Below are 18,548 nucleotides of genomic sequence, written 5' to 3'. Positions count from 1 at the left end.
AGGCAGGCATCAGGAAATAACAATAAAGGCGGTCAAGCCATGTTCAAACAACCGAAAGTTCGTCAAGCAGGGCTCATTCTTTTCGCCACGACGCTGTTGTTGATTTTGCCGAATCTGACCAAGGTCATCGGCTGAGTCGAGCGGCAGGCGCTGTTCATCGCCACTGAAAATGTGACTGGCCCGCTACCCGGGCCAGCGTGGCTGTGCCAACCTTGGCGCACTCTCACGACATGGACGGCGATCATTTGAAAGCGCTCATTGTGTTCGGGGCCATGCTGCTGAGCATGCCCTTGTCTGCCGCCCAGTTGGATCTGCAACTGGGCGCAAGCAGCCGCACCTGGCAGACCGAGGAATTGCTCAAGCATCCTCAAGTGCAAACCCTGACGATCAAAAACGATGTGTCCTACAAGAAGGACATGACTTATCGCGCCGTGCCTGTGGCCGCATTACTGACAGGGATCAAACCGCAGGATCACCTGCAAGCGGTGGCACTGGACGGCTTTGCCGCCGAGTTGTCAGCTGCGCCGTTGCTTAATACAACAGGTGCGCGAGCATGGCTGGCCATCGAAGATCCGGCGCAGCCGTGGCCACCGCTGTCGGAAGGCAAGCACAGCGCCGGGCCGTTCTACCTGGTCTGGACCGATCCGCAGGCCGGCAATATCAGCCCGGAGCAGTGGCCGTTCGAAGTCGCGAGCATCAAGCGCATGGCGCCGGTGGCCGAACGCTTCCCTGCCCTGCTGCCGGATCCTGCGTTGAAGGCAGATGACCCGGTGAATCAAGGGTTTGCGCTGTTTCAGAAAAACTGTCTGGCGTGTCACCGGTTGAACGGTGCGGGTGATGCGCAATTCGGGCCGGATCTGAATATTCCTTACAGCCCGACCGAGTATTTCGGCGCGGATTTCCTCAAGCGCTACATTCGTGATCCGCAGAGTTTGCGTCAGTGGCCGCAGGCGAAGATGCCAGGGTTTTCGGTGGAGGTGTTACCGGAGGGGGATCTGGAAATGCTGGTGGGATATCTCAAGCACATGGCCGGGCGCAAGGTTAAGCCCTGAGCACATTTCCTTAAAGGAGTGAGCCTGCTCGCGATAGCGGTGTATCAGTCAGCACATTTGTAACTGACAGACCGCTATCGCGAGCAGGCTCGCTCCCACAGGGGTACGGCGTTTACTGTTGTTGCACCGAGATGATCGGAGTTGGCGAGACGAACACTTTCGCATGCATCTGCTCACACCCACCGCCCCGGCGCATACCGCGCACCGGGCAGGCATCCAGATAATCCAGACCTACCGCCAGTTTCAGATGGCGCTCGGGCCGCGCCAGTTCATTGGTCACATCAAAGCTGTACCAGGCGTCATCCAGCCACGCTTCAGCCCAGGCGTGGCTGGCCAGATGCTCGCAATCCTCGCTGTACAGATACCCCGACACATAACGCGACGGAATCCCGAGACTGCGTGCGCAAGCCAGAAACGCGTGAGCATGATCCTGGCAAACACCCGCACGCCCGGCGAAGGCCTCGGCGGCGCTGGTGTCGACCTCGGTGGACCCCGGCGTGTAGGTCATGTGCTGATTCAAGCCGTGCATCAGATCGATCAGCGCTGTGCGATCACGCCGCTGCTTGCAGGATTTCTCGGCGAACGCGCGTAACGCCTCATCCGCCTCGGTCAAACGGGTAAAGCGCAGGAACGGCAGCGCCGACTGGCTCTCATGCTCGGCCTCGCGCAGTTCGTCGATATCGACCTGCCCGCGCGCACCAATGATGATCGCTTCGTGCGGCTCGTCCATGGTCAGCACATGCAGGATATTGCCGAACGGATCGAGTTGCGCACGCACCGGGCGCGGCAGATCGAGCTGCCAGCTCAACACGTGTTGACGTTCGCTATCGTGTGGGGTCAGTCGCAGGTACTGGATGCTCGCCCGCACCTGATCCTCGTAGTGATAGGTGGTCTCGTGGCTTATGGAAAGTCTCATGCAGCCTCCAGGTAGGAACTGTGAATGGCGTTGCCCAACTGGCGCACCAGCGGGATGAATTCGGTCAGCCACGCGTGCAGGCCTTCCTCGAGAATTTCGTTGATGCCGGTGTAGCGCAGGCGCGCGTCCATCTCTGCCGCCAGACGCTGTGCCGGACGGCCATTGGCACCGGGCAGTTGCGCGAGAATCTGATCGATCTCTTCGGTGCAGGCACGCAGTGAACGCGGTACATCGGCACGCAACAGCAACAACTCGGCAACATGCCGGGCGCCGGGCGCATCGCGGTAGATTTCGGTGTAGGCCTCGAATGACGACAAGGCGCGCAGCAAGGCGCTCCACTGGTAGTAGGCGTGGGCCGTACCGTCGCTGACTGCTTCAGCCTGATCGCCAGCCATTTCATAGCGCGCATCGAGCAATCGCAGGGTGTTGTCCGCGCGTTCGATGAACGTACCGAGGCGAATGAAACGAAACGCATCATTACGCATGATCGTGCCGTACGACGCACCACGGAACAGGTGCGAACGTTCCTTGATCCATTCGCAGAAACGGCTCATGCCATAGCGACTGAGGCCCTGTTCGGCGATGCCGCGAATTTCCAGCCACGTCGAATTGATGTTCTCCCACATGTCCGCCGTGATGCGCCCACGCACCGCATGGGCACTGGCCCGCGCCGCGCCGAGGCAGCTGTAAATGCTCGCCGGGTTAGCCGCATCGAGGGCAAAAAAGTGCAGCAGACGCTCAGCATGTAGCGCGCCATGGCGCTCGAGGTAATCGTCGAGGGTACCGGTGATCAGCAACGGCATGGCCAATTCGTGCAAACCATCGCCACGACCGTCCTGCGGCATCAGCGACAGCGAATAACTGATGTCGAGCATCCGGGCGAGGTTTTCCGCCCGCTCCAGGTAACGCGACATCCAATACAGATCCGAGGCAGTTCTACTTAACATGGCAAGCTTCCTTCAATCCTCGACCACCCAGGTGTCCTTGGTTCCGCCACCCTGGGAGGAATTCACCACCAAGGAGCCTTCGCGCAGCGCCACACGGGTCAAACCGCCGGGAACCACCCGGGTTTCGCGCCCGGACAAGACAAACGGACGCAAGTCGATATGGCGCGGCGCGATGCCGTTTTCGACAAAGGTCGGACAGGTCGACAGCGACAGCGTCGGTTGCGCGATGTACGCGTGGGGTTTGGCTTTGATCCGTTCGCGGAAAGTATCGATTTCCGCTTTCGTCGATGCCGGCCCGACCAACATTCCGTAACCGCCTGAGCCTTGGGTTTCCTTGACCACCAGATCTGGAAGATTGGCCAGCACATGAGAAAGTTCAGACGGGTTGCGGCATTGCCAGGTCGGTACGTTCTTCAAAATCGGCTCTTCGTCGAGGTAGAACCGGATCATGTCAGTAACGAACGGATACACCGATTTGTCGTCCGCTACGCCGGTGCCGATGGCGTTGGCCAGCACCACGTTGCCCGAGCGATAAGAGGACAGCAGCCCCGGCACACCGAGCATCGAATCGGGATTGAACGCCAGTGGATCGAGAAACGCGTCGTCGAGCCGACGGTAGATAACGTCCACCGCTTTCGGGCCGTCCGTAGTGCGCATGAAAACTTTGTCGTCGCGAACGAACAGATCCGCGCCTTCCACCAACTCCACGCCCATTTCCCGCGCCAGGAATGCGTGCTCGAAGAACGCACTGTTGAAGCGCCCCGGCGTCAGCACCACCACGCTCGGGTCATCGATCGGACTTGAGCTTTTCAGGGTGTCGAGCAACAGGTTCGGGTAGTGATCGATCGGGGCAATACGCTGCGCGGCGAACAGCTCCGGGAACAGGCGCATCATCATCTTGCGGTCTTCGAGCATGTAGCTGACGCCGCTCGGTGTACGCAGGTTGTCTTCGAGCACGTAATAAGTGCCGTCGCCGTCGCGCACCAGATCGACGCCGGAGATGTGCGAATAGATATCGCGGTGCAGATCCAGGCCTTGCATCGCCAACTGATATTGCTCGTTGGCCAGCACCTGTTCGGCGGGAATGATCCCGGCCTTGATAATGCGCTGCTCGTGATAGAGGTCGGCGAGGAACATGTTCAACGCCTTGACCCGCTGGATACACCCGCGCTCGACGATTCGCCATTCACTGGCAGGGATGCTGCGCGGGATGGTGTCGAAAGGAATCAGGCGCTCGGTGCCCTGCTCGTCGCCATAGAGCGTGAACGTGATGCCGGCGCGATGGAACAGCAGATCGGCCTCGCGTCGCCGCTGGGCCAACAGCTCATCCGGCGTATCAGCCAGCCATCGGGCGAACTCCCGATAATGCGGGCGAACCTGGCCGCCGGCATCGTACATCTCATCAAAATAGGTGCGGATCATGCCGTACTCCTTGTCACCCGGACATACAGGCCTTCGCAAGGCCCGTGCCATCGGCATAAACGCTTTGATTTCAATCGGTTGGAAATACACGCCGCAGGCACCGCACCATTCCTGTGCGGCAAATGCCCCAACCGGATTGCCCCCGCTTCATTGCGACGCACTGCATCGCCTATCACCAGCATAGTCAGAGTTGATTTCACTGCCCGGCGCTGCCTGCGGATAATCCGCACATTCGCTGCAAATCTTCACCGGCCCCGGCGCCATGAAGCGGCCAGCTCAACTGATTGGGATCGCCTCGGCGGCCCGCCCCGCTGTAACCCTGACCGGTTTCCTCTCCTTATCGGTCTTCCCTTTTAGCCACCCTCTCCGGTGGCTTTTTTTTGCCTCGGTTTCTTGTTTCAGGGTTTTGCCACAGCGTTTTGCTTATGCCGGAAATGACAACGGCCAACCCGAAGGTCAGCCGTTGCTCAACAAATGAAACCAGAGATCAGTTCAAACGGTGGCGGTTGCGCACCTCCTGCTTCACACCCCAGCCTTCGATAATGCCACCCAGAGGTTCAACCACGGCAGAGAATCCCTGCTCGAAGTCGCCGATATCGTCATATGTCGCGTACATCACTTTGCTCAATTCCAGCGCCCACGCACCGTCATCACGCAGGCTGACCTGGGCATTGATGGATTCACCGCGAAATTTGCCTGCCGCCCTGCGCGCCCGCTCCTCGTCCGGGAAAATTGCGTAGAACTCGATGGGATGGAATCGGGAAAAATCGAAACCGCCTTCTTTCATGCGGCGCAGAACATTGCTGCTGATGTCTTCTTGATAGGCTGTGCTCATGAATCGTCCCCCTCGCATAGATGGATAGACTTTCCGTATTCCCGCCCCGGGCCTCTGGCCAAAGTACGACGGCAACGTGGTTGCACGCGGGAACAAGCATGTAGCTGACAAGACCAGACCTTAGCGATCCGTTCGCTGATCTCGCTTGCAGAGTAGCCCCAAGATAGAGCTGCTGCCAAGGCCTGGTGTTGAAGGTGACAAGAAGTATTTCAGATTGGGGTGATGCTGCGGATTTCGATGCTGTTCTGGGTTTTCAGGCTTTTGACGCCAGCATCGGCGGTGCGCCCTTCCAGATCGTTCAGATCCAGTTCGGCGGCGACGGGCAGGAGCCGTGCCTTGATCAATCGAGCGGCCTCATCGTCGCTGGGGCATTCCGCGCGCTCGAACACCTCATCGACAATTTCACCATGATCGTCCACGAAAGTGACTTTCCACTTTTGCATCGGTGCCTCCTCGATCAAACCCGCAAATGGGCTTACACCTATCTCGACTGTGTACGCCGAAAGTTGGTTCAAAAGGATTACAACGGGCGAAGATGAAAAAAACGACATCGACTGTAGGAGTGAGCCTGCTCGCGATAGCGATTTCTCATCCAACGCTGATGTTGGTAGACAAACCGTAATCGCGAGCAGGCTCACTCCTACAAAGACTTGCAGCGATTATTCAGTCGTTGCTTGGCTTGTTGATCGCCTGCAGCACGTACTGCGGCAAGGCGAACGCACCAATGTGGATTTCCGGGTTGTAGTAGCGGGTGACGATGCCGCTGCCGATGAAGCGCTGTTGCAGGGTTTCACGGCTCAGTTTGCGGTACGCCGGATTGGTCGAGCCCCAGGCGAAAGTCATCGAGCCGCCGATGTAGGTCGGCACGGCTGCCTGGTAGAAGTGCCAGTCCGGGAACAGGCTGTTCAGGCGACCGGCAGTGGTTTTCACTTCGTCAATCTGCATGAACGGCGTACCGTTCTGGGTCACGAGGATACCGCCCTCGTTCAGGCAGCGATGGCACGCCTGATAGAAGTTCTCCGAGAACAACACTTCGCCCGGGCCGATCGGGTCGGTGGAGTCGGAGATGATCACGTCGAATTTTTCCGTGGTGGTGGCGACGAAACGCATGCCGTCGTCAATCACCAGGTTCAGGCGCGGATCGTCGTAGGCGCCGCTGGAGTGGTTCGGCAGGAACTCTTTGCACATATCGACCACGGTGCCGTCGATCTCGACCATGGTGATGTGCTCGACACCGGCATGCTTGGTCACTTCACGGAGCATGCCGCCGTCACCGCCACCAATGATCAGCACGCGCTTGGCGCTGCCGTGGGCGAGGATTGGCACGTGGGTGAGCATTTCGTGATAGATGAATTCGTCGGCTTCGGTGGTCTGGATCACGCCGTCCAGCGCCATCACCCGGCCCATGCGCGGGTTCTGGAAAATCACCAGGTGCTGGTGTTCGGTGCGCACTTCGTGCAGCAGTTCTTCCATGCGAAAACGCTGGCCGTAGCCTTCGTAGAGGGTTTCCAGGTACTCGCTGGTTTTGGTGACGGTCATGGTCAAGTGCTCCGATGAATGCGCGGGCGCCAATCGTGGGGACGATTGCCCGGGAAAGGCGCGCATTCTACGTTGCCGAAGATGACAGGTCGAACCTCACAACCACAATCCCCCTGTAGGAGCTGCCGAAGGCTGCGATCTTTTGATCTGGTTTTTCAGGATCAAGATCAAAAGATCGCAGCCTTCGGCAGCTCCTACAGGGGTATTGCGGTGTTAGCCGATTCAGATCCGCACGTTGCCCCGCGGTCCGGCAATCGCCCAGATGATCAGGCCCAGCACTGGCAGGAGGATGATCAGCAGCACCCAGACGATTTTCATCCCGGTGGTGGCGCCGCTTTTCAGCACATTGATGATGGCCCAGATGTCGAGGGCGAGGATGATCAGACCGATCAGACCGTTGAACGTGGAACCCATGGTGTCGCTCCAGAATAGTGGCATGCACTTTTAGGATAGACGGTCGCGCGCAGGGTTCCCTTTTATTGCTATCTCGCTCAGACGTGCACGGCTATCTTCAGCGCTTCGAGCGATGGCGCAGCGGCGATACCAACTTCGGCGCACAGCTCCAGCACCCGTGACACGTCGTTACCGTAGACCAGCACCAACTGCAGTTCGTCGTCGAGCAACTGGCTGAAGTTCATCAGCGTGTAACCGCCGTTTTCCTTATTCATGCTGCTCATCTGCACCTGGATGCGATTGAGCGCGGTCAGCGCTTCGGTCTTGGCCAGTTGCTTGGGCTTGAGGTTGAAATCCACGCCCGGGCCAAACGAGGCGACGATCTGCGCAAACAGGTCAACGTAGGTGTCGGCCTGGAACAGCACGGTTTCCGGCAGGCTGCCGACCACGACCCACTCGCCCAACGCAATCGGGAATGTGTCGTCGTAGTTGATGTCCGGGTTGGCTGCCAGAAAGGCATCGGCATCGGCGTAGGCTTGCGCGGCTTCGTCAGCCACTTTCACGATCTCGTCCTCGCCCATGCAGCCAGAGCTGATTTTGCTGATGAGTTCGACGAGTGCGGCTTTCATGAGGGCTGATCCTGTGGCGAAGGTGAATTTCGAGGGCGCGGAGGATAGCGCACAAAGCAAAAGATCGCAGCCTTCGGCAGCTCCTACGTTCAGCGCTCATCCACGGAATGGCAGGCCAACGCGTTCAATGTAGGAGCTGCCGCAAGCTGCGATCTTTTGAGGCCCGTCAGGCCAGCAGTTTTTCCAGCTGCGCGGTGGTATCAACCGCCCCCATCGTGCGCGCCGCATCCAGCGCTGTCACGCCATTGGCGTCCTTGGCTTGCGCATTGGCACCCTTGCTGATCAGGTAATCAACGATTTCAACGCGGTTGAACATCGCCGCCATCATCAGCGCCGTACGCCCATCAAACGACGAGCCTTCGATCTCTGCGCCCGCTTCGACCAGCGCCTTGACCACCGGCAGATCGCCTTTGAATGCGGCGCCGGCAATCGGGCTCTGGCCGTTGCCATTGCGCATTTCCGGGTCGGCCTTGTGTTTAAGCAACACCTGCACCGCATCCAGATGGCCGTAATAGCTGGCCAACATCAACAACGTGTCACCCTTGCTGTTCTTCAGGTTGACTGGCAAACCGGCCGTGACCAGGCGATCAAGCATCTCGGCATCACCGTCGCGCGCCTTGTTGAAAACCTGCTCGGTGAATTCGGCAGCTTCTTCAGGGGTCATCTGGCGGCTTTGGTCGGACATGGGGCAACTCCACTTTCGGTCAATCGGAAAGCCGACAGTTTCCCGAGCGAGACGGTGGCTGTCACCCCCTTTTTCTCAAGTCGAGCCATAGCCAGATTCAATAACGATGCTTGCCCTGATGAATTTCCGCCAACACTTCATCGGTGACCCGAACGTAAGTCTGCGTGCCGGGCAGCCATGCGAAGATCGGGTCATCCCCCGTCTGGCCGGGATCGAAGCCCTCGTTCTTGAGTCGGGTTTTCTGGTATTTGAAGGTGCCAGTGGTTTCCATCTTGACCTTCACTCGCAGGAACAACGGCACGGCATAAGCTGGCATGCGCTCCCGGGCAAAAGTCAGCAACTCGGCGAAATCCAGCGTCGCAAGGGATTCCGCCGGGGTGATCGCCGCCATACCGGCGCGGCCGTTGGTATTGCAGATCTCCACGCCATAAGCCACCGCCTCGGAAATATGCGGGTGTTGCAGCAGAAGATTTTCGACTTCGGTGGTCGAGACGTTTTCGCCCTTCCAGCGATAGGTGTCGCCGAGGCGATCGACAAATTGAGCGTGGCCGAAGCCGATGTTGCGTAGCAGGTCGCCGGTGTTGAAAAAACGATCGCCTTTGCTAAACACGTCGTGCAACACGACCTTGGCGGTTTTCTGTGGATCGGTGTAGCCGTCCAATGGAGCTTTTTCATCGATCCGTGCCAGCAAAAGCCCCTGCTCGCCTTTGCCGACCTTGCGCATGAATCCGTCAGGACTGCGGATCGGCTCGCCGCTGTCATGATCGTAGGCGACCAATTCCCAAGCCATCAGGGAGAAACCGATGGTGTTGTCGAAGTTGAGAATGTTGGTGAATCCGATGTTGCCGTCGCTCGCCGCGTACAGCTCACAGATGTGCTCGACGGCAAAACGTGTCTTGAACTCGGCCCAAGCGCCGGGGCGCAAGCCGTTGCCGATCATCTTGCGCACATCGTGACGGCTGTCATCGGCGCTGGCCGGTTGATCGACCAGGTAACGGCACAGCTCGCCGACGTAACCAATGGTGGTTGCACGGTAGCGGCGCACGTCGCTCCAGAACTGACTGGCGCTGAACTTGCGACGGATCGCGAAGCCCGAGGCACCGTTTACCGCCGAACCCCAGCACACGCAAAGACCGGTGGCGTGGTACAGCGGCAAAGTGCAATAGACGACATCGTCTGGACTCATGTTAAGGGCGATCATGCCGAAACTGGCGGAGCTGCGCATCCAGCGCCCATGCTTGAACACCCCGGCCTTGGGCAGGCCGGTGGTGCCGGAGGTATAAATGTAGAAACACGGGTCGTCGAAGAAGATCTGCTGGCTGCTCGGCGGATTCTCGCTGGAGGCGTCGGCACTGGCGCTGATCAGGTTGACGTACCCGTCGGGCGCAATGCCCGGATGGCTGTAGGTGTCCTGATCGGCGACAAACCAGGTGCGCGGTGCAGTGATCGCTACTTGATCGCGAATCGCCGCATACGCCGCAAGCAGTTCTTCGCCCACAATAATCGCCACCGGCGCCACCAGATTCACACTGTGGACAAGTGTGTCACGCGTCTGCGAGGTGTTGAGCAGCGCGCTGACCGCGCCGACCTTGGCCAGCGCCAGAATGGTCACCAGCAGTTCCGGGCGGTTTTCGATAAACACCGCGACCACGTCGCCCTTGCCGATGCCCTGCCCGTTCAGATAGTGAGCGATGCGGTTGGCCCACTGGTTGACCTGCGCATAGGTCAGCCGCACATCGCCGTGCAATAACGCCGGCCCCTCGGGATTGCGCAGTGTCGCTTGCTCGAATGTCCAGCCAAGGCCACAGCTTTGGGTCGGATCCGTGACGTTGGCCACCTTCATGCCCTTGACCACCCGCGGGATGGCTTTGGCAATCATCGGCAGTTTGCGGAGCATCATGCCCCAGGTAATCGTGTCGCTTGGCGCGTGACTCATGACAACTCCCCGTTCGACCTTGACGTGCAGGTCGATGTTTTTATTTTTCGGGCTTTGACTTGAAGCAACCGGCGCATTCGAGCACAGGTCGAGGTCGAAAATACGTCAGCGCTTCTCGGGCTGTACACGCGGTTTTTGCAATGTTTTGTATCCGCTGCTCTTTAGCGAGCGCAGCGGATCTGCGGATCTGCGATTGGTTCAATCGAATCGATATCGATCCCGCAAAATGCAGGATGCACGATGGCCATTCATGCACTTTGCACGACAACCTGAATTTTCATTATTTTTAACTCTTTGATTTATAACGATTATTTTATTTTCAAATGCTGGCACAATCGCTGCAACCTCCTCTGCATGCTTGCCATTCAAGTGCATACGGAGCTGAAAGACATGAGCCTGATCCAAGAAAAATTTACCTCCCTGTTCTCCAACTTCGACGTCACCACTGCGCCACGTCCCGATGGCGGGATCCTGCTGACCCTGCGCAGCAGCGACGGCAAAGTGTTCAAACGCGCACTGACTTATCAACAACTGCATGCCGGCGACCAACTGTCGTGGGCGATCAGTGCAATTCGTCGTGACCTGGCAGAACAAGCCAGTGAGTTGCCGCAAATTGCCATGCTGCAGAGCCAGCAGCGTTTTGCTCTGCCGACATATCACTCGCTGTAATTTTTAAAGCGCATTAAACAAAACAGGCCGTGGAGCTTTCGCTTCACGGCCTGTTTTTTGTGGCTTATGCAAAACCTGTGGGAGCGAGCCTGCTCGCGAATAGGGTGTGTCAGCCACTGAAAATGCTGGCTGAACGCACGCTTTCGCGAGCAGGCTCGCTCCCACACTAGATCGGTGAGGTCAGAAGGCTTCGGGTTCTATTCCGGTGAACGTGTCGACAGTGATATGGCTGCCCAGCTCCCCGCCTTCGCGGGCTAGGCCGCAGGTTTGCATGCCTGCCGACTGAGCGGCGTCGAGTTCTTCAACAATGTCCGAGAGAAACAGGATCTCTCCCGGTTCAACGCCGATGGCTTTCTGAATATTGGTGTAGGACTGCGCCTCACGCTTGGGCCCTGAAGTCGTGTCGAAATAACCACTGAACAACGGCGTCAGATCCCCCGCCTCCGAGCAGCCGAAAATCAGTTTCTGCGCCTGAATCGAACCCGACGAGTACACAAATAGTTGATAACCGGCAGCATGCCAGCGCTGCAGCGCTTCAACGGCATCCGGGTAAACATGCCCCTTCAATTGCCCGGCGTGATAACCCTGCGCCCAGACCATGCCTTGCAAGGCCTTGAGCGGCGTGGCTTTGCGATCTTCCTCGATCCAGCTCAAGAGAATTTCAACAACCCGTTCAACATCGGCCTGCGGCGCATTGCTGTCACGGCGCACGGCCTCCAGTTGCTCGGCCACATCGGGGCGCTCGGCGTTCTGGCGGACAAATTCCGGCAGGTGTTTAGCGGCATACGGAAACAGCACGTCGAAGACGAAACTCACCGCGCTGGTAGTGCCTTCGATGTCCGTAACAATGGCTTTGATCGACATCGAATCAGTCCTCCAGACGCGGGAAGCGGCCGGCGATGTCTTCGCCGGTGAAATTGGCAACCCAGCCTTCAGGGTTGTTGAACAGACGGATCGCGACAAAGTGCGGATGCTCGCCCATGTCGAACCAGTGCTTGGTGCCGGCCGGCACCGAGATCAAATCGTTCTTTTCGCAGAGTACGGCGTAGACGTAATCATCGATGTGCAAGGTAAACAACCCACGGCCGGCGACGAAAAATCTGACTTCGTCTTCGCCATGGCGATGCTCTTCGAGAAACTTGGCGCGCAGCTCGGCTTTTTGCGGGTGATCGCTGTTCAGGCTGATGACGTCGACGGTGATGTAACCGCGCTCGGTCATCAGTTGGTCGATCTGCTCTTTATAGGCGCTGATCACCTCTTCCTGGGTGGCGCCGGGCTGGATTTTCGCGGCGGCTTGCCAGCGGTCGAAGCGCACGCCCTGCTCGGCCAGGGTCGAGGCGATGTCTTCAAAGTGGGTCAGCACCTTGTTCGGAATCTCAGGGCTTGAGACGTGATAGACGGACAGGCTGCTCATTGGGGCAATTCCTCGGTATCGGCCTTGCCGTCCGGTTCTTGCAGACCGGTCGGGCACAGCATTTCATCAGGCAAATGGGCTACTTCTGGTGAAGTCAGCCTTGGCGGTTCATGACGCTGCGGGTTTTCAACTCGCATTCAAACAGAAATTCAAAGGCCTCGATCTGCCGCAGCGCGTCGTTCATCTGCGCGCCCCAGGTGTAGAGGCCGTGGCCGCGAATCAGGTAACCGACACAATCAGGATGGGCGTCGAGCCAAGGCTGCACCTTGGCGGCGAGGCGCGCAATGTCCTGATCGTTGTCGAAAATCGGCACGCGCACCCACGATTCGTGGGTCGAGATGCCACTGAAGGCTTTTTGCAGCTCGTAGTCTTCGAACTCGATAAAGTCTTGCGGAGTCAGGCGCGACAGCACCGTGGCATTGACCGAATGGGTGTGCAGCACTGCGCCGATCTCCGGCCGCCAGCTATACAGCTGGGTGTGCAGCAGGGTTTCGGCGGACGGCTTTTTGCCCGGTTCCAGGCTATTGCCGGAAAGGTCGGTGGCGAGCACATCGTCCACACTCAACTGGCCCTTGTGCTTGCCCGACACGGTCAGCAGCGCTTCGCTTGGCGAGAGGCGCGTCGAATAGTTGCTGCTGGTGGCCGGCGACCAGCCGCGACCATAAAGAAAGCGCCCGGCATCGACGATTTGCTGGGCGAGTTGTTCACGCGTAAGGCTCATGGCCTGTCCTCTTGCATACGTGTGGCAATGATAACGGCAGCAGCGAGCGCCGCGAGACTGGCAATACTAAAGGTCAATGTCGCGCCGAGGGCATTCCAGCTGTAGCCGGAATACAACGCGCCCATGGCGCCGCCGGTGCCGGCCAGTGCGGCGTACAGCGCCTGGCCCTGCCCTTGCTGGCGCGCGCCGAAGCTACGTTGCACGAAAGCGATGGCAGCGGCGTGAAAACTGCCGAAGGTCGCCGCGTGAAGCACCTGCGCAAACAACAGCACCCACAAGAACTCGGCGAACGAACCTAGCAGCAACCAGCGCAGCGCCGCCAGCAGAAAACTTGCCATCAGCACCCGGCGCAGGGAAAACCGCGCAAGAATCCGGCTCATCGCCATGAACATCAGCACTTCGGCAACGACACCCACGGCCCAGAGCATGCCGATGGTGCCGCGGGTGTAGCCGAGGCGTTCAAGGTGCAAGGTCAGAAAGGTGTAATACGGGCCGTGGCTCAATTGCATCAGCGCCACGCAGCCATAGAACGCCAGCACGCCGGGGTTGCGCAGTTGCTTGAGAAAGCCCTCCCCGCTCGGCCGATTGCCTTGCGGCGGTTGCGCGTTCGGCACCCACAAGCTGCTGAGGACGATGCCAGCCATGATCAGCACCAGCGCCGCCGGGTAGATATCGAGGCTGAGCCATTCGAACAGTCGGCCAAGCGCGACCACGGTGATGATGAAACCGATCGAGCCCCATAAGCGGATTTGGCTGTAGCGCGAGGTCTGCCCCTGCAAATGCGCCAGGGTGATGACTTCGAACTGCGGCAGCACCGCGTGCCAGAAGAACGCGTGCAGCGCCATGACCACCGCCAGCCAGGCGTAGGTTTTGCTGACGAAAATCAACGAAAAAGTCAGCAGCGTACACACCGCGCCGAAGCGCACGATGGCCAGGCGTTTGCCGGTGTAATCGCCGAGCCAGCCCCAGATGTTCGGCGCCACACAGCGCATCAGCATCGGGATCGCGACCAGCTCACCGATCCGCGCGGGACTGAAGCCGAGGTGGTCGAAGTACAGCGCCAGAAACGGCGCTGTCGACCCGAGCAAGGCGAAATAGAACAGATAGAAACTGGACAGCCGCCAGTAAGGGAGCGCCGTCACGGTTATGCCGCGACGGCTTCAGAGCCCGCCATCAAAGCTGGCTCAGCACCGGGGTGCTCACGCGCACATCGGCGTTCTGGCCACGGTGACGCAGCAAGTGATCCATCAGCACGATGGCCATCATCGCTTCGGCAATCGGCGTGGCGCGGATGCCGACGCACGGGTCGTGACGGCCCTTGGTGATCACGTCCACAGGGTTGCCGTGGATATCGATCGAACGGCCCGGGGTGGTGATGCTCGACGTCGGCTTCAAGGCCAGATGCGCAACGATCGGCTGACCGGACGAGATACCACCGAGGATGCCGCCCGCGTTGTTGCTGAGGAAACCTTCCGGGGTCATTTCATCGCGGTGCTCGGTGCCGCGCTGGGCAACCGAGGCAAAACCGGCGCCGATTTCCACGCCTTTCACCGCGTTGATGCTCATCAGTGCGTGGGCCAGTTCAGCATCGAGGCGATCGAAGATCGGCTCGCCCAGACCCGGCATCACGCCTTCGGCAACGACAGTGATCTTCGCCCCAACCGAGTCTTGATCGCGACGCAATTGATCCATGTAGGCCTCAAGCTCCGGCACTTTGTCCGGGTCCGGGCAGAAGAAAGCGTTCTCTTCCACCGAATCCCAGGTCTTGAACGGGATTTCGATCGGGCCGAGCTGGCTCATGTAGCCACGAATGACGATGCCTTGGGTGGCCAGGTATTTCTTCGCAATCGCACCGGCCGCCACGCGCATCGCGGTTTCGCGCGCCGAGCTGCGACCACCGCCACGGTAGTCGCGCTCGCCGTATTTGTGGTGGTAGGTGTAGTCGGCGTGGGCTGGGCGGAACAGATCCTTGATCGCCGAGTAGTCCTTGGACTTCTGGTCGGTGTTGCGGATCAGCAGGCCGATCGAGCAACCGGTGGTGCGGCCTTCGAATACGCCAGAGAGGATTTCGACTTCGTCGGCTTCCTGACGCTGGGTGGTGTGGCGGCTGGTGCCTGGCTTGCGGCGATCGAGGTCGCGCTGCAGGTCTTCGAGGGAGATCTCCAGGCCCGGCGGGCAGCCGTCGACAATGGCGACCAACGCCGGACCATGGCTCTCGCCAGCGGTGGTGACAGTGAACAACTTGCCGTAGGTATTGCCGGACATGCAGGACGCTCCGTGAAATCAAACCCAAATTCGTGATGCGCGCCAGTATACGCAGGCTAACCGAGTAGTTCATCCTCGAACCTTAGTGGTGCTGGCGAGTCCAACCGGCACCTTGGCGAATGATGGCGTGATGATGCTGCGAGTTTTGATCTTGAGTCTTACCCTCTTTACGGGCTTTGCCCAAGCGACGGTCCTACAACGCCCGGTCACTTTGGATACCGGCACCGGCGAACTTTTCGGTTCGCTGCTGCTGCCAAAATCTGACAACCCTGTGCCGGTTGTCCTGATTATTTCTGGCTCCGGTCCTACGGATCGCGACGGAAACAACCCCGACGGCGGGCGCAACGACAGCCTCAAGCGCCTGGCGTGGGTGCTGGCCAAACACAATATCGCCAGTGTGCGTTACGACAAGCGCGGTGTTGCGGCGAGCCTGGCGGCAACGCCGGATGAGCGCAATTTGTCGGTGGAGGCCTACGCGGCGGACGCGGTGGCATGGGGGCAGAAGCTCAAGACTGACCCGCGTTTCGGCAAGCTGATCCTGCTCGGCCACAGTGAAGGCGCGCTGATTGCCAGCCTCGCCGCGCCGAAAGTGGACGCCGCTGCGGTGATTTCCCTGTCCGGCAGCGCGCGCCCGGTCGATCAGGTGATCCGCGAGCAATTGGCTCGCAGCCTCCCACCTCCGTTGATGCTACGCAGCAATGAATTGCTCGACAGCCTCAAGGCCGGCCAGACTGACGACAATGTGCCGCAACCGCTGCAGGTGATTTTCCGCCCGAGCGTGCAGCCGTATCTGATTTCGCTGTTCCGTCAGGATCCCGCGAAAGCCTTCGCGCAATTGAAGATGCCGGCGCTGATCGTCCAGGGCAGCAACGACATGCAGGTCGGCGTTGGCGATGCGCGGGCGCTGAAAGCCGCCAAACCCGACGCCGAACTGGCGGTGATCGACGGCATGAACCACGTCATGCGCATCGTCCACAACGATATGAAGCGGCAATTGGCTTCGTACAAGGATCCGAATTTGCCACTGGCGGCGGAACTTGGCGCGAAGATCATCGAGTTTATTGACGGACTTCGCACCCGTTAAGCGCGGTTTACCCTCTAGTCCTGCAAAAAACGGCCGATAAGCCTTTGTCGCCAGCGCAACGGCTGGCGACAAGCAGGGCTTGGACAGGATCTCGCCGTTATGACTGATACCCCGACTTCACCCGACACCACCGCTGAAAAAGACGCACCGCCAGCGGTCGAGCTGCCGTGGGCGGATGTCCACGTCGAGCACCACAAGATGCTCCGCCTGGCCCCATTGCAGACCGACCGCAACACTGGCGGCCGCCCCTTGCGCTTCGTCGAATTCGGCTATGCCGAGCGCAACAGCAAAGAAAAAAGCCTGATGCGCATGACGATCAAGCTGCCCGGCCAGCGTGTGCGCAAAGAGCAGAATCAGCTGGACGTGTGGGTCGATCACATGACCAAACGTGTGCACTTCGGCCCCGACAGTGGCTTGCAGATCGAACCAATGAACCGTGGCATCGGCCGTTACATGGCCGCGCAAGGCATCAATTGGGCGAAAAAGCGCTGGCCGACCTACACCGTTGACGGCATGGACTTGAACAACAAGGACGCGCTGAACGAAGACACCCGTCTGCGTCGCGATCATTTCCTGCGGGTGCATGGTTTTGATGTGGTGTACGCCGATGCCCAGCACTTGAAGGGCAGCGTCAAGGATGTATTGGTCGGCGATTTGCTCGGCGACTGGAACAGCGAAAAGCTGCAGATCGTCGAGATTCTTGAAGCGGCACAGATGCTGCAGCAGGCCGAACAGAATCTGGCTGAGCAGGAAGTGAAGCTGAAGAAACAGGAAGAGAAGGTCAGCAAGTTCAAGCGTGAAGACGCCGGGCTGCGTTTCACCATTACCTGTCTGGTGGCGTTTGCGGTGTTTCAGGCGGGGCTGCTGATCTGGATTGCTACGCACCGGTAGATCAAAAGATCGCAGCCTTCGGCAGCTCCTTCATTGGAATGCGGTAATCCCTGTAGGAGCTGCCGAAGGCTGCGATCTTTTGCTTTTAACGGGTCAGACGCGGGAAGCGAACAAGGCCTGATGATCGCGGCACTGTTCCGCCGTCAACATGAACACGCCATGCCCGCCACGCTCGAATTCGAGCCAGGCGAAATCGACTTCCGGGTACAACGCGTCAACGTGTACCTGGCTGTTGCCCACCTCGACAATCAACAACCCCTTCTCGGTCAGATGATCGGCCGCTTCAGCGAGCATGCGTCGCACCAGGTTCAAGCCATCGTCGCCACACGCCAGGCCCAGCTCCGGTTCATGCTGATATTCGTCCGGCATGTCGGCGAAATCTTCCGCATCCACGTAAGGCGGGTTCGACACGATCAGGTCGAAACGCTGGCCCGGCAAGCCATCAAACCCATCGCCCTGCACGGTATAGACGCGCTCATCGACGCCATGGCGCTCGATGTTCTGGTTGGCCACTTCCAGCGCTTCGAACGACAGATCGGCCAGCACCACTTCGGCGTTCTGAAACTCGTAGGCACAGGCGATACCGATGCAACCGGAACCGGTGCACAGGTCGAGAATCCGCGCAGGCTCGCTGCCGATCCACGGGGCGAAACGGTTTTCGATCAGTTCGCCAATCGGCGAGCGCGGGATCAACACACGCTCATCGACGATGAACGACATGCCGCAGAACCATGCCTCACCCAACAGGTAAGCGGTCGGAATGCGCTCTTCGATACGGCGCTTGAGCAAACGCTGCAAATTGACCAGCTCGTCGTCTTCCAGCGCGCAATCGAGGTAGCTGTCGGCGATTTCCCAAGGCAGGTGCAAAGCTCCCAGCACAAGCTGCCGCGCTTCGTCCCAGGCATTGTCGGTGCCATGGCCGAAAAACAGATCCTCCCCATGGAAGCGGCTGACGGCCCAACGAATATGGTCGCGCAGGGTACGAAGTCGGGAAGTGATCACGGGGCAGAACTCCAGAAAAAACGACTGGCGATTCTAGCAGCCAAAACGCGCGACGACGACGCAGGAAAAACATCGCACCGACGGTAGGAGTTTTCTGTTTTTTGCATCGGCTATTGAACAGAACGTGTAACTTGACAAGGCTGCAGGC

20 protein-coding genes are annotated in these 18,548 nt (G+C 59.1%); 4 read left to right on the top strand and 16 right to left on the bottom strand.

Annotated features, from left to right (window positions below):
• Window positions 1-230: 230 nt before the first annotated feature.
• Window positions 231-1,052, top strand: a complete 822-nt coding sequence (locus tag LOY43_RS08955; protein ID WP_093441765.1) for a cytochrome c — start codon at window positions 231-233, stop codon at window positions 1,050-1,052.
• Window positions 1,053-1,164: 112 nt separating this feature from the next.
• Here the strand turns inward: LOY43_RS08955 and LOY43_RS08950 are convergent, their stop codons facing one another.
• From LOY43_RS08950 to LOY43_RS08905, 10 genes are all read right to left on the bottom strand, one after another.
• Window positions 1,165-1,968, bottom strand: coding sequence for a transglutaminase family protein (locus tag LOY43_RS08950; protein ID WP_007914065.1), 804 nt, complete (start codon window positions 1,966-1,968; stop codon window positions 1,165-1,167).
• Window positions 1,965-2,915: an alpha-E domain-containing protein gene (locus tag LOY43_RS08945; protein ID WP_016982907.1), complete on the bottom strand. Its 951-nt coding sequence runs from the start codon at window positions 2,913-2,915 to the stop codon at window positions 1,965-1,967. The genes LOY43_RS08950 and LOY43_RS08945 overlap by 4 nt, the downstream gene beginning before the upstream one ends.
• Before the next feature lie 12 nt (window positions 2,916-2,927).
• Window positions 2,928-4,337, bottom strand: a complete 1,410-nt coding sequence (locus LOY43_RS08940) for a circularly permuted type 2 ATP-grasp protein (RefSeq protein ID WP_220558368.1) — start codon at window positions 4,335-4,337, stop codon at window positions 2,928-2,930.
• Between the two features lie 487 nt (window positions 4,338-4,824).
• A complete protein-coding gene (locus LOY43_RS08935) occupies window positions 4,825-5,172 on the bottom strand; it encodes a ribonuclease E inhibitor RraB (protein ID WP_093441760.1) in 348 nt (115 codons plus the stop codon).
• Between the two features lie 209 nt (window positions 5,173-5,381).
• Window positions 5,382-5,615, bottom strand: a complete 234-nt coding sequence (locus LOY43_RS08930; protein WP_007914057.1) for a hypothetical protein — start codon at window positions 5,613-5,615, stop codon at window positions 5,382-5,384.
• A gap of 220 nt (window positions 5,616-5,835) precedes the next feature.
• Window positions 5,836-6,711, bottom strand: coding sequence for a polyamine aminopropyltransferase (gene speE / locus LOY43_RS08925; protein WP_258709484.1), 876 nt, complete (start codon window positions 6,709-6,711; stop codon window positions 5,836-5,838).
• 222 nt (window positions 6,712-6,933) lie between these two features.
• Complete coding sequence (locus tag LOY43_RS08920) at window positions 6,934-7,125, bottom strand: PLDc N-terminal domain-containing protein (protein WP_007914053.1); 192 nt, start codon at window positions 7,123-7,125, stop codon at window positions 6,934-6,936.
• A 77-nt stretch (window positions 7,126-7,202) separates the two neighbouring features.
• Window positions 7,203-7,733: a hypothetical protein gene (locus LOY43_RS08915; RefSeq protein ID WP_258709483.1), complete on the bottom strand. Its 531-nt coding sequence runs from the start codon at window positions 7,731-7,733 to the stop codon at window positions 7,203-7,205.
• 166 nt (window positions 7,734-7,899) lie between these two features.
• A complete protein-coding gene (locus tag LOY43_RS08910) occupies window positions 7,900-8,418 on the bottom strand; it encodes an ankyrin repeat domain-containing protein (RefSeq protein WP_095050929.1) in 519 nt (172 codons plus the stop codon).
• A gap of 97 nt (window positions 8,419-8,515) precedes the next feature.
• Complete coding sequence (locus LOY43_RS08905) at window positions 8,516-10,354, bottom strand: long-chain-acyl-CoA synthetase (protein ID WP_095050928.1); 1,839 nt, start codon at window positions 10,352-10,354, stop codon at window positions 8,516-8,518.
• Window positions 10,355-10,744: 390 nt separating this feature from the next.
• Between LOY43_RS08905 and LOY43_RS08900 the strand changes: the two genes are divergently transcribed.
• Entirely contained in the window at window positions 10,745-11,023 is a 279-nt protein-coding gene (locus tag LOY43_RS08900; RefSeq protein ID WP_008080936.1) for a DUF3509 domain-containing protein, read from the top strand.
• Between the two features lie 180 nt (window positions 11,024-11,203).
• Here the strand turns inward: LOY43_RS08900 and mtnC are convergent, their stop codons facing one another.
• From mtnC to aroC, 5 genes are all read right to left on the bottom strand, one after another.
• On the bottom strand, window positions 11,204-11,887 hold the full coding sequence (gene mtnC / locus LOY43_RS08895) for an acireductone synthase (RefSeq protein ID WP_095124928.1): 684 nt from the start codon (window positions 11,885-11,887) through the stop codon (window positions 11,204-11,206).
• Between the two features lie 4 nt (window positions 11,888-11,891).
• A complete protein-coding gene (locus LOY43_RS08890; protein ID WP_122594921.1) occupies window positions 11,892-12,437 on the bottom strand; it encodes an acireductone dioxygenase in 546 nt (181 codons plus the stop codon).
• Window positions 12,438-12,531: 94 nt separating this feature from the next.
• The gene (locus LOY43_RS08885; protein ID WP_258709482.1) at window positions 12,532-13,158 is read right to left on the bottom strand and encodes a methylthioribulose 1-phosphate dehydratase; all 627 of its coding nucleotides are present in this window, start codon (window positions 13,156-13,158) and stop codon (window positions 12,532-12,534) included.
• Entirely contained in the window at window positions 13,155-14,300 is a 1,146-nt protein-coding gene (locus tag LOY43_RS08880) for an MFS transporter (protein ID WP_258709481.1), read from the bottom strand. The genes LOY43_RS08885 and LOY43_RS08880 overlap by 4 nt, the downstream gene beginning before the upstream one ends.
• A 31-nt stretch (window positions 14,301-14,331) precedes the next feature.
• Entirely contained in the window at window positions 14,332-15,423 is a 1,092-nt protein-coding gene (aroC, locus tag LOY43_RS08875) for a chorismate synthase (protein ID WP_095050923.1), read from the bottom strand.
• A gap of 130 nt (window positions 15,424-15,553) precedes the next feature.
• Between aroC and LOY43_RS08870 the strand changes: the two genes are divergently transcribed.
• Window positions 15,554-16,507 (top strand): alpha/beta hydrolase, encoded by a 954-nt coding sequence (locus LOY43_RS08870; protein WP_220558366.1) that lies wholly within the window; start codon window positions 15,554-15,556, stop codon window positions 16,505-16,507.
• 99 nt (window positions 16,508-16,606) lie between these two features.
• The gene (locus LOY43_RS08865; RefSeq protein WP_258709480.1) at window positions 16,607-17,398 is read left to right on the top strand and encodes a hypothetical protein; all 792 of its coding nucleotides are present in this window, start codon (window positions 16,607-16,609) and stop codon (window positions 17,396-17,398) included.
• A 93-nt stretch (window positions 17,399-17,491) separates the two neighbouring features.
• On the opposite strand, the gene prmB is transcribed toward LOY43_RS08865, so the two are convergent.
• Window positions 17,492-18,400: a 50S ribosomal protein L3 N(5)-glutamine methyltransferase gene (gene prmB / locus LOY43_RS08860; RefSeq protein WP_258709479.1), complete on the bottom strand. Its 909-nt coding sequence runs from the start codon at window positions 18,398-18,400 to the stop codon at window positions 17,492-17,494.
• Between the last annotated feature and the right edge of the window lie 148 nt (window positions 18,401-18,548).

This window comes from Pseudomonas sp. B21-041, from assembly GCF_024748675.1.
GTDB lineage: Bacteria > Pseudomonadota > Gammaproteobacteria > Pseudomonadales > Pseudomonadaceae > Aquipseudomonas > Aquipseudomonas neuropathica.
Note: the sequence above shows the minus strand (reverse complement) of the source record. Positions and strands in the feature narration are given on the sequence as shown.

What these genes read in the sequence shown, in the direction of transcription:
- mtnC (WP_095124928.1), bottom strand. Translation starts at nt 11,887, where the DNA reads ATGTCGATCAAAGCCATTGTTACGGACATCGAAGGCACTACCAGCGCG.
- speE (WP_258709484.1), bottom strand. Translation starts at nt 6,711, where the DNA reads ATGACCGTCACCAAAACCAGCGAGTACCTGGAAACCCTCTACGAAGGC.
- LOY43_RS08910 (WP_095050929.1), bottom strand. Translation starts at nt 8,418, where the DNA reads ATGTCCGACCAAAGCCGCCAGATGACCCCTGAAGAAGCTGCCGAATTC.
- LOY43_RS08915 (WP_258709483.1), bottom strand. Translation starts at nt 7,733, where the DNA reads ATGAAAGCCGCACTCGTCGAACTCATCAGCAAAATCAGCTCTGGCTGC.
- LOY43_RS08940 (WP_220558368.1), bottom strand. Translation starts at nt 4,337, where the DNA reads ATGATCCGCACCTATTTTGATGAGATGTACGATGCCGGCGGCCAGGTT.
- aroC (WP_095050923.1), bottom strand. Translation starts at nt 15,423, where the DNA reads ATGTCCGGCAATACCTACGGCAAGTTGTTCACTGTCACCACCGCTGGC.
- LOY43_RS08935 (WP_093441760.1), bottom strand. Translation starts at nt 5,172, where the DNA reads ATGAGCACAGCCTATCAAGAAGACATCAGCAGCAATGTTCTGCGCCGC.
- LOY43_RS08885 (WP_258709482.1), bottom strand. Translation starts at nt 13,158, where the DNA reads ATGAGCCTTACGCGTGAACAACTCGCCCAGCAAATCGTCGATGCCGGG.
- LOY43_RS08955 (WP_093441765.1), top strand. Translation starts at nt 231, where the DNA reads ATGGACGGCGATCATTTGAAAGCGCTCATTGTGTTCGGGGCCATGCTG.
- LOY43_RS08905 (WP_095050928.1), bottom strand. Translation starts at nt 10,354, where the DNA reads ATGAGTCACGCGCCAAGCGACACGATTACCTGGGGCATGATGCTCCGC.
- LOY43_RS08930 (WP_007914057.1), bottom strand. Translation starts at nt 5,615, where the DNA reads ATGCAAAAGTGGAAAGTCACTTTCGTGGACGATCATGGTGAAATTGTC.
- LOY43_RS08920 (WP_007914053.1), bottom strand. Translation starts at nt 7,125, where the DNA reads ATGGGTTCCACGTTCAACGGTCTGATCGGTCTGATCATCCTCGCCCTC.
- LOY43_RS08890 (WP_122594921.1), bottom strand. Translation starts at nt 12,437, where the DNA reads ATGAGCAGCCTGTCCGTCTATCACGTCTCAAGCCCTGAGATTCCGAAC.
- LOY43_RS08950 (WP_007914065.1), bottom strand. Translation starts at nt 1,968, where the DNA reads ATGAGACTTTCCATAAGCCACGAGACCACCTATCACTACGAGGATCAG.
- LOY43_RS08900 (WP_008080936.1), top strand. Translation starts at nt 10,745, where the DNA reads ATGAGCCTGATCCAAGAAAAATTTACCTCCCTGTTCTCCAACTTCGAC.
- LOY43_RS08870 (WP_220558366.1), top strand. Translation starts at nt 15,554, where the DNA reads ATGATGCTGCGAGTTTTGATCTTGAGTCTTACCCTCTTTACGGGCTTT.
- LOY43_RS08945 (WP_016982907.1), bottom strand. Translation starts at nt 2,915, where the DNA reads ATGTTAAGTAGAACTGCCTCGGATCTGTATTGGATGTCGCGTTACCTG.
- LOY43_RS08865 (WP_258709480.1), top strand. Translation starts at nt 16,607, where the DNA reads ATGACTGATACCCCGACTTCACCCGACACCACCGCTGAAAAAGACGCA.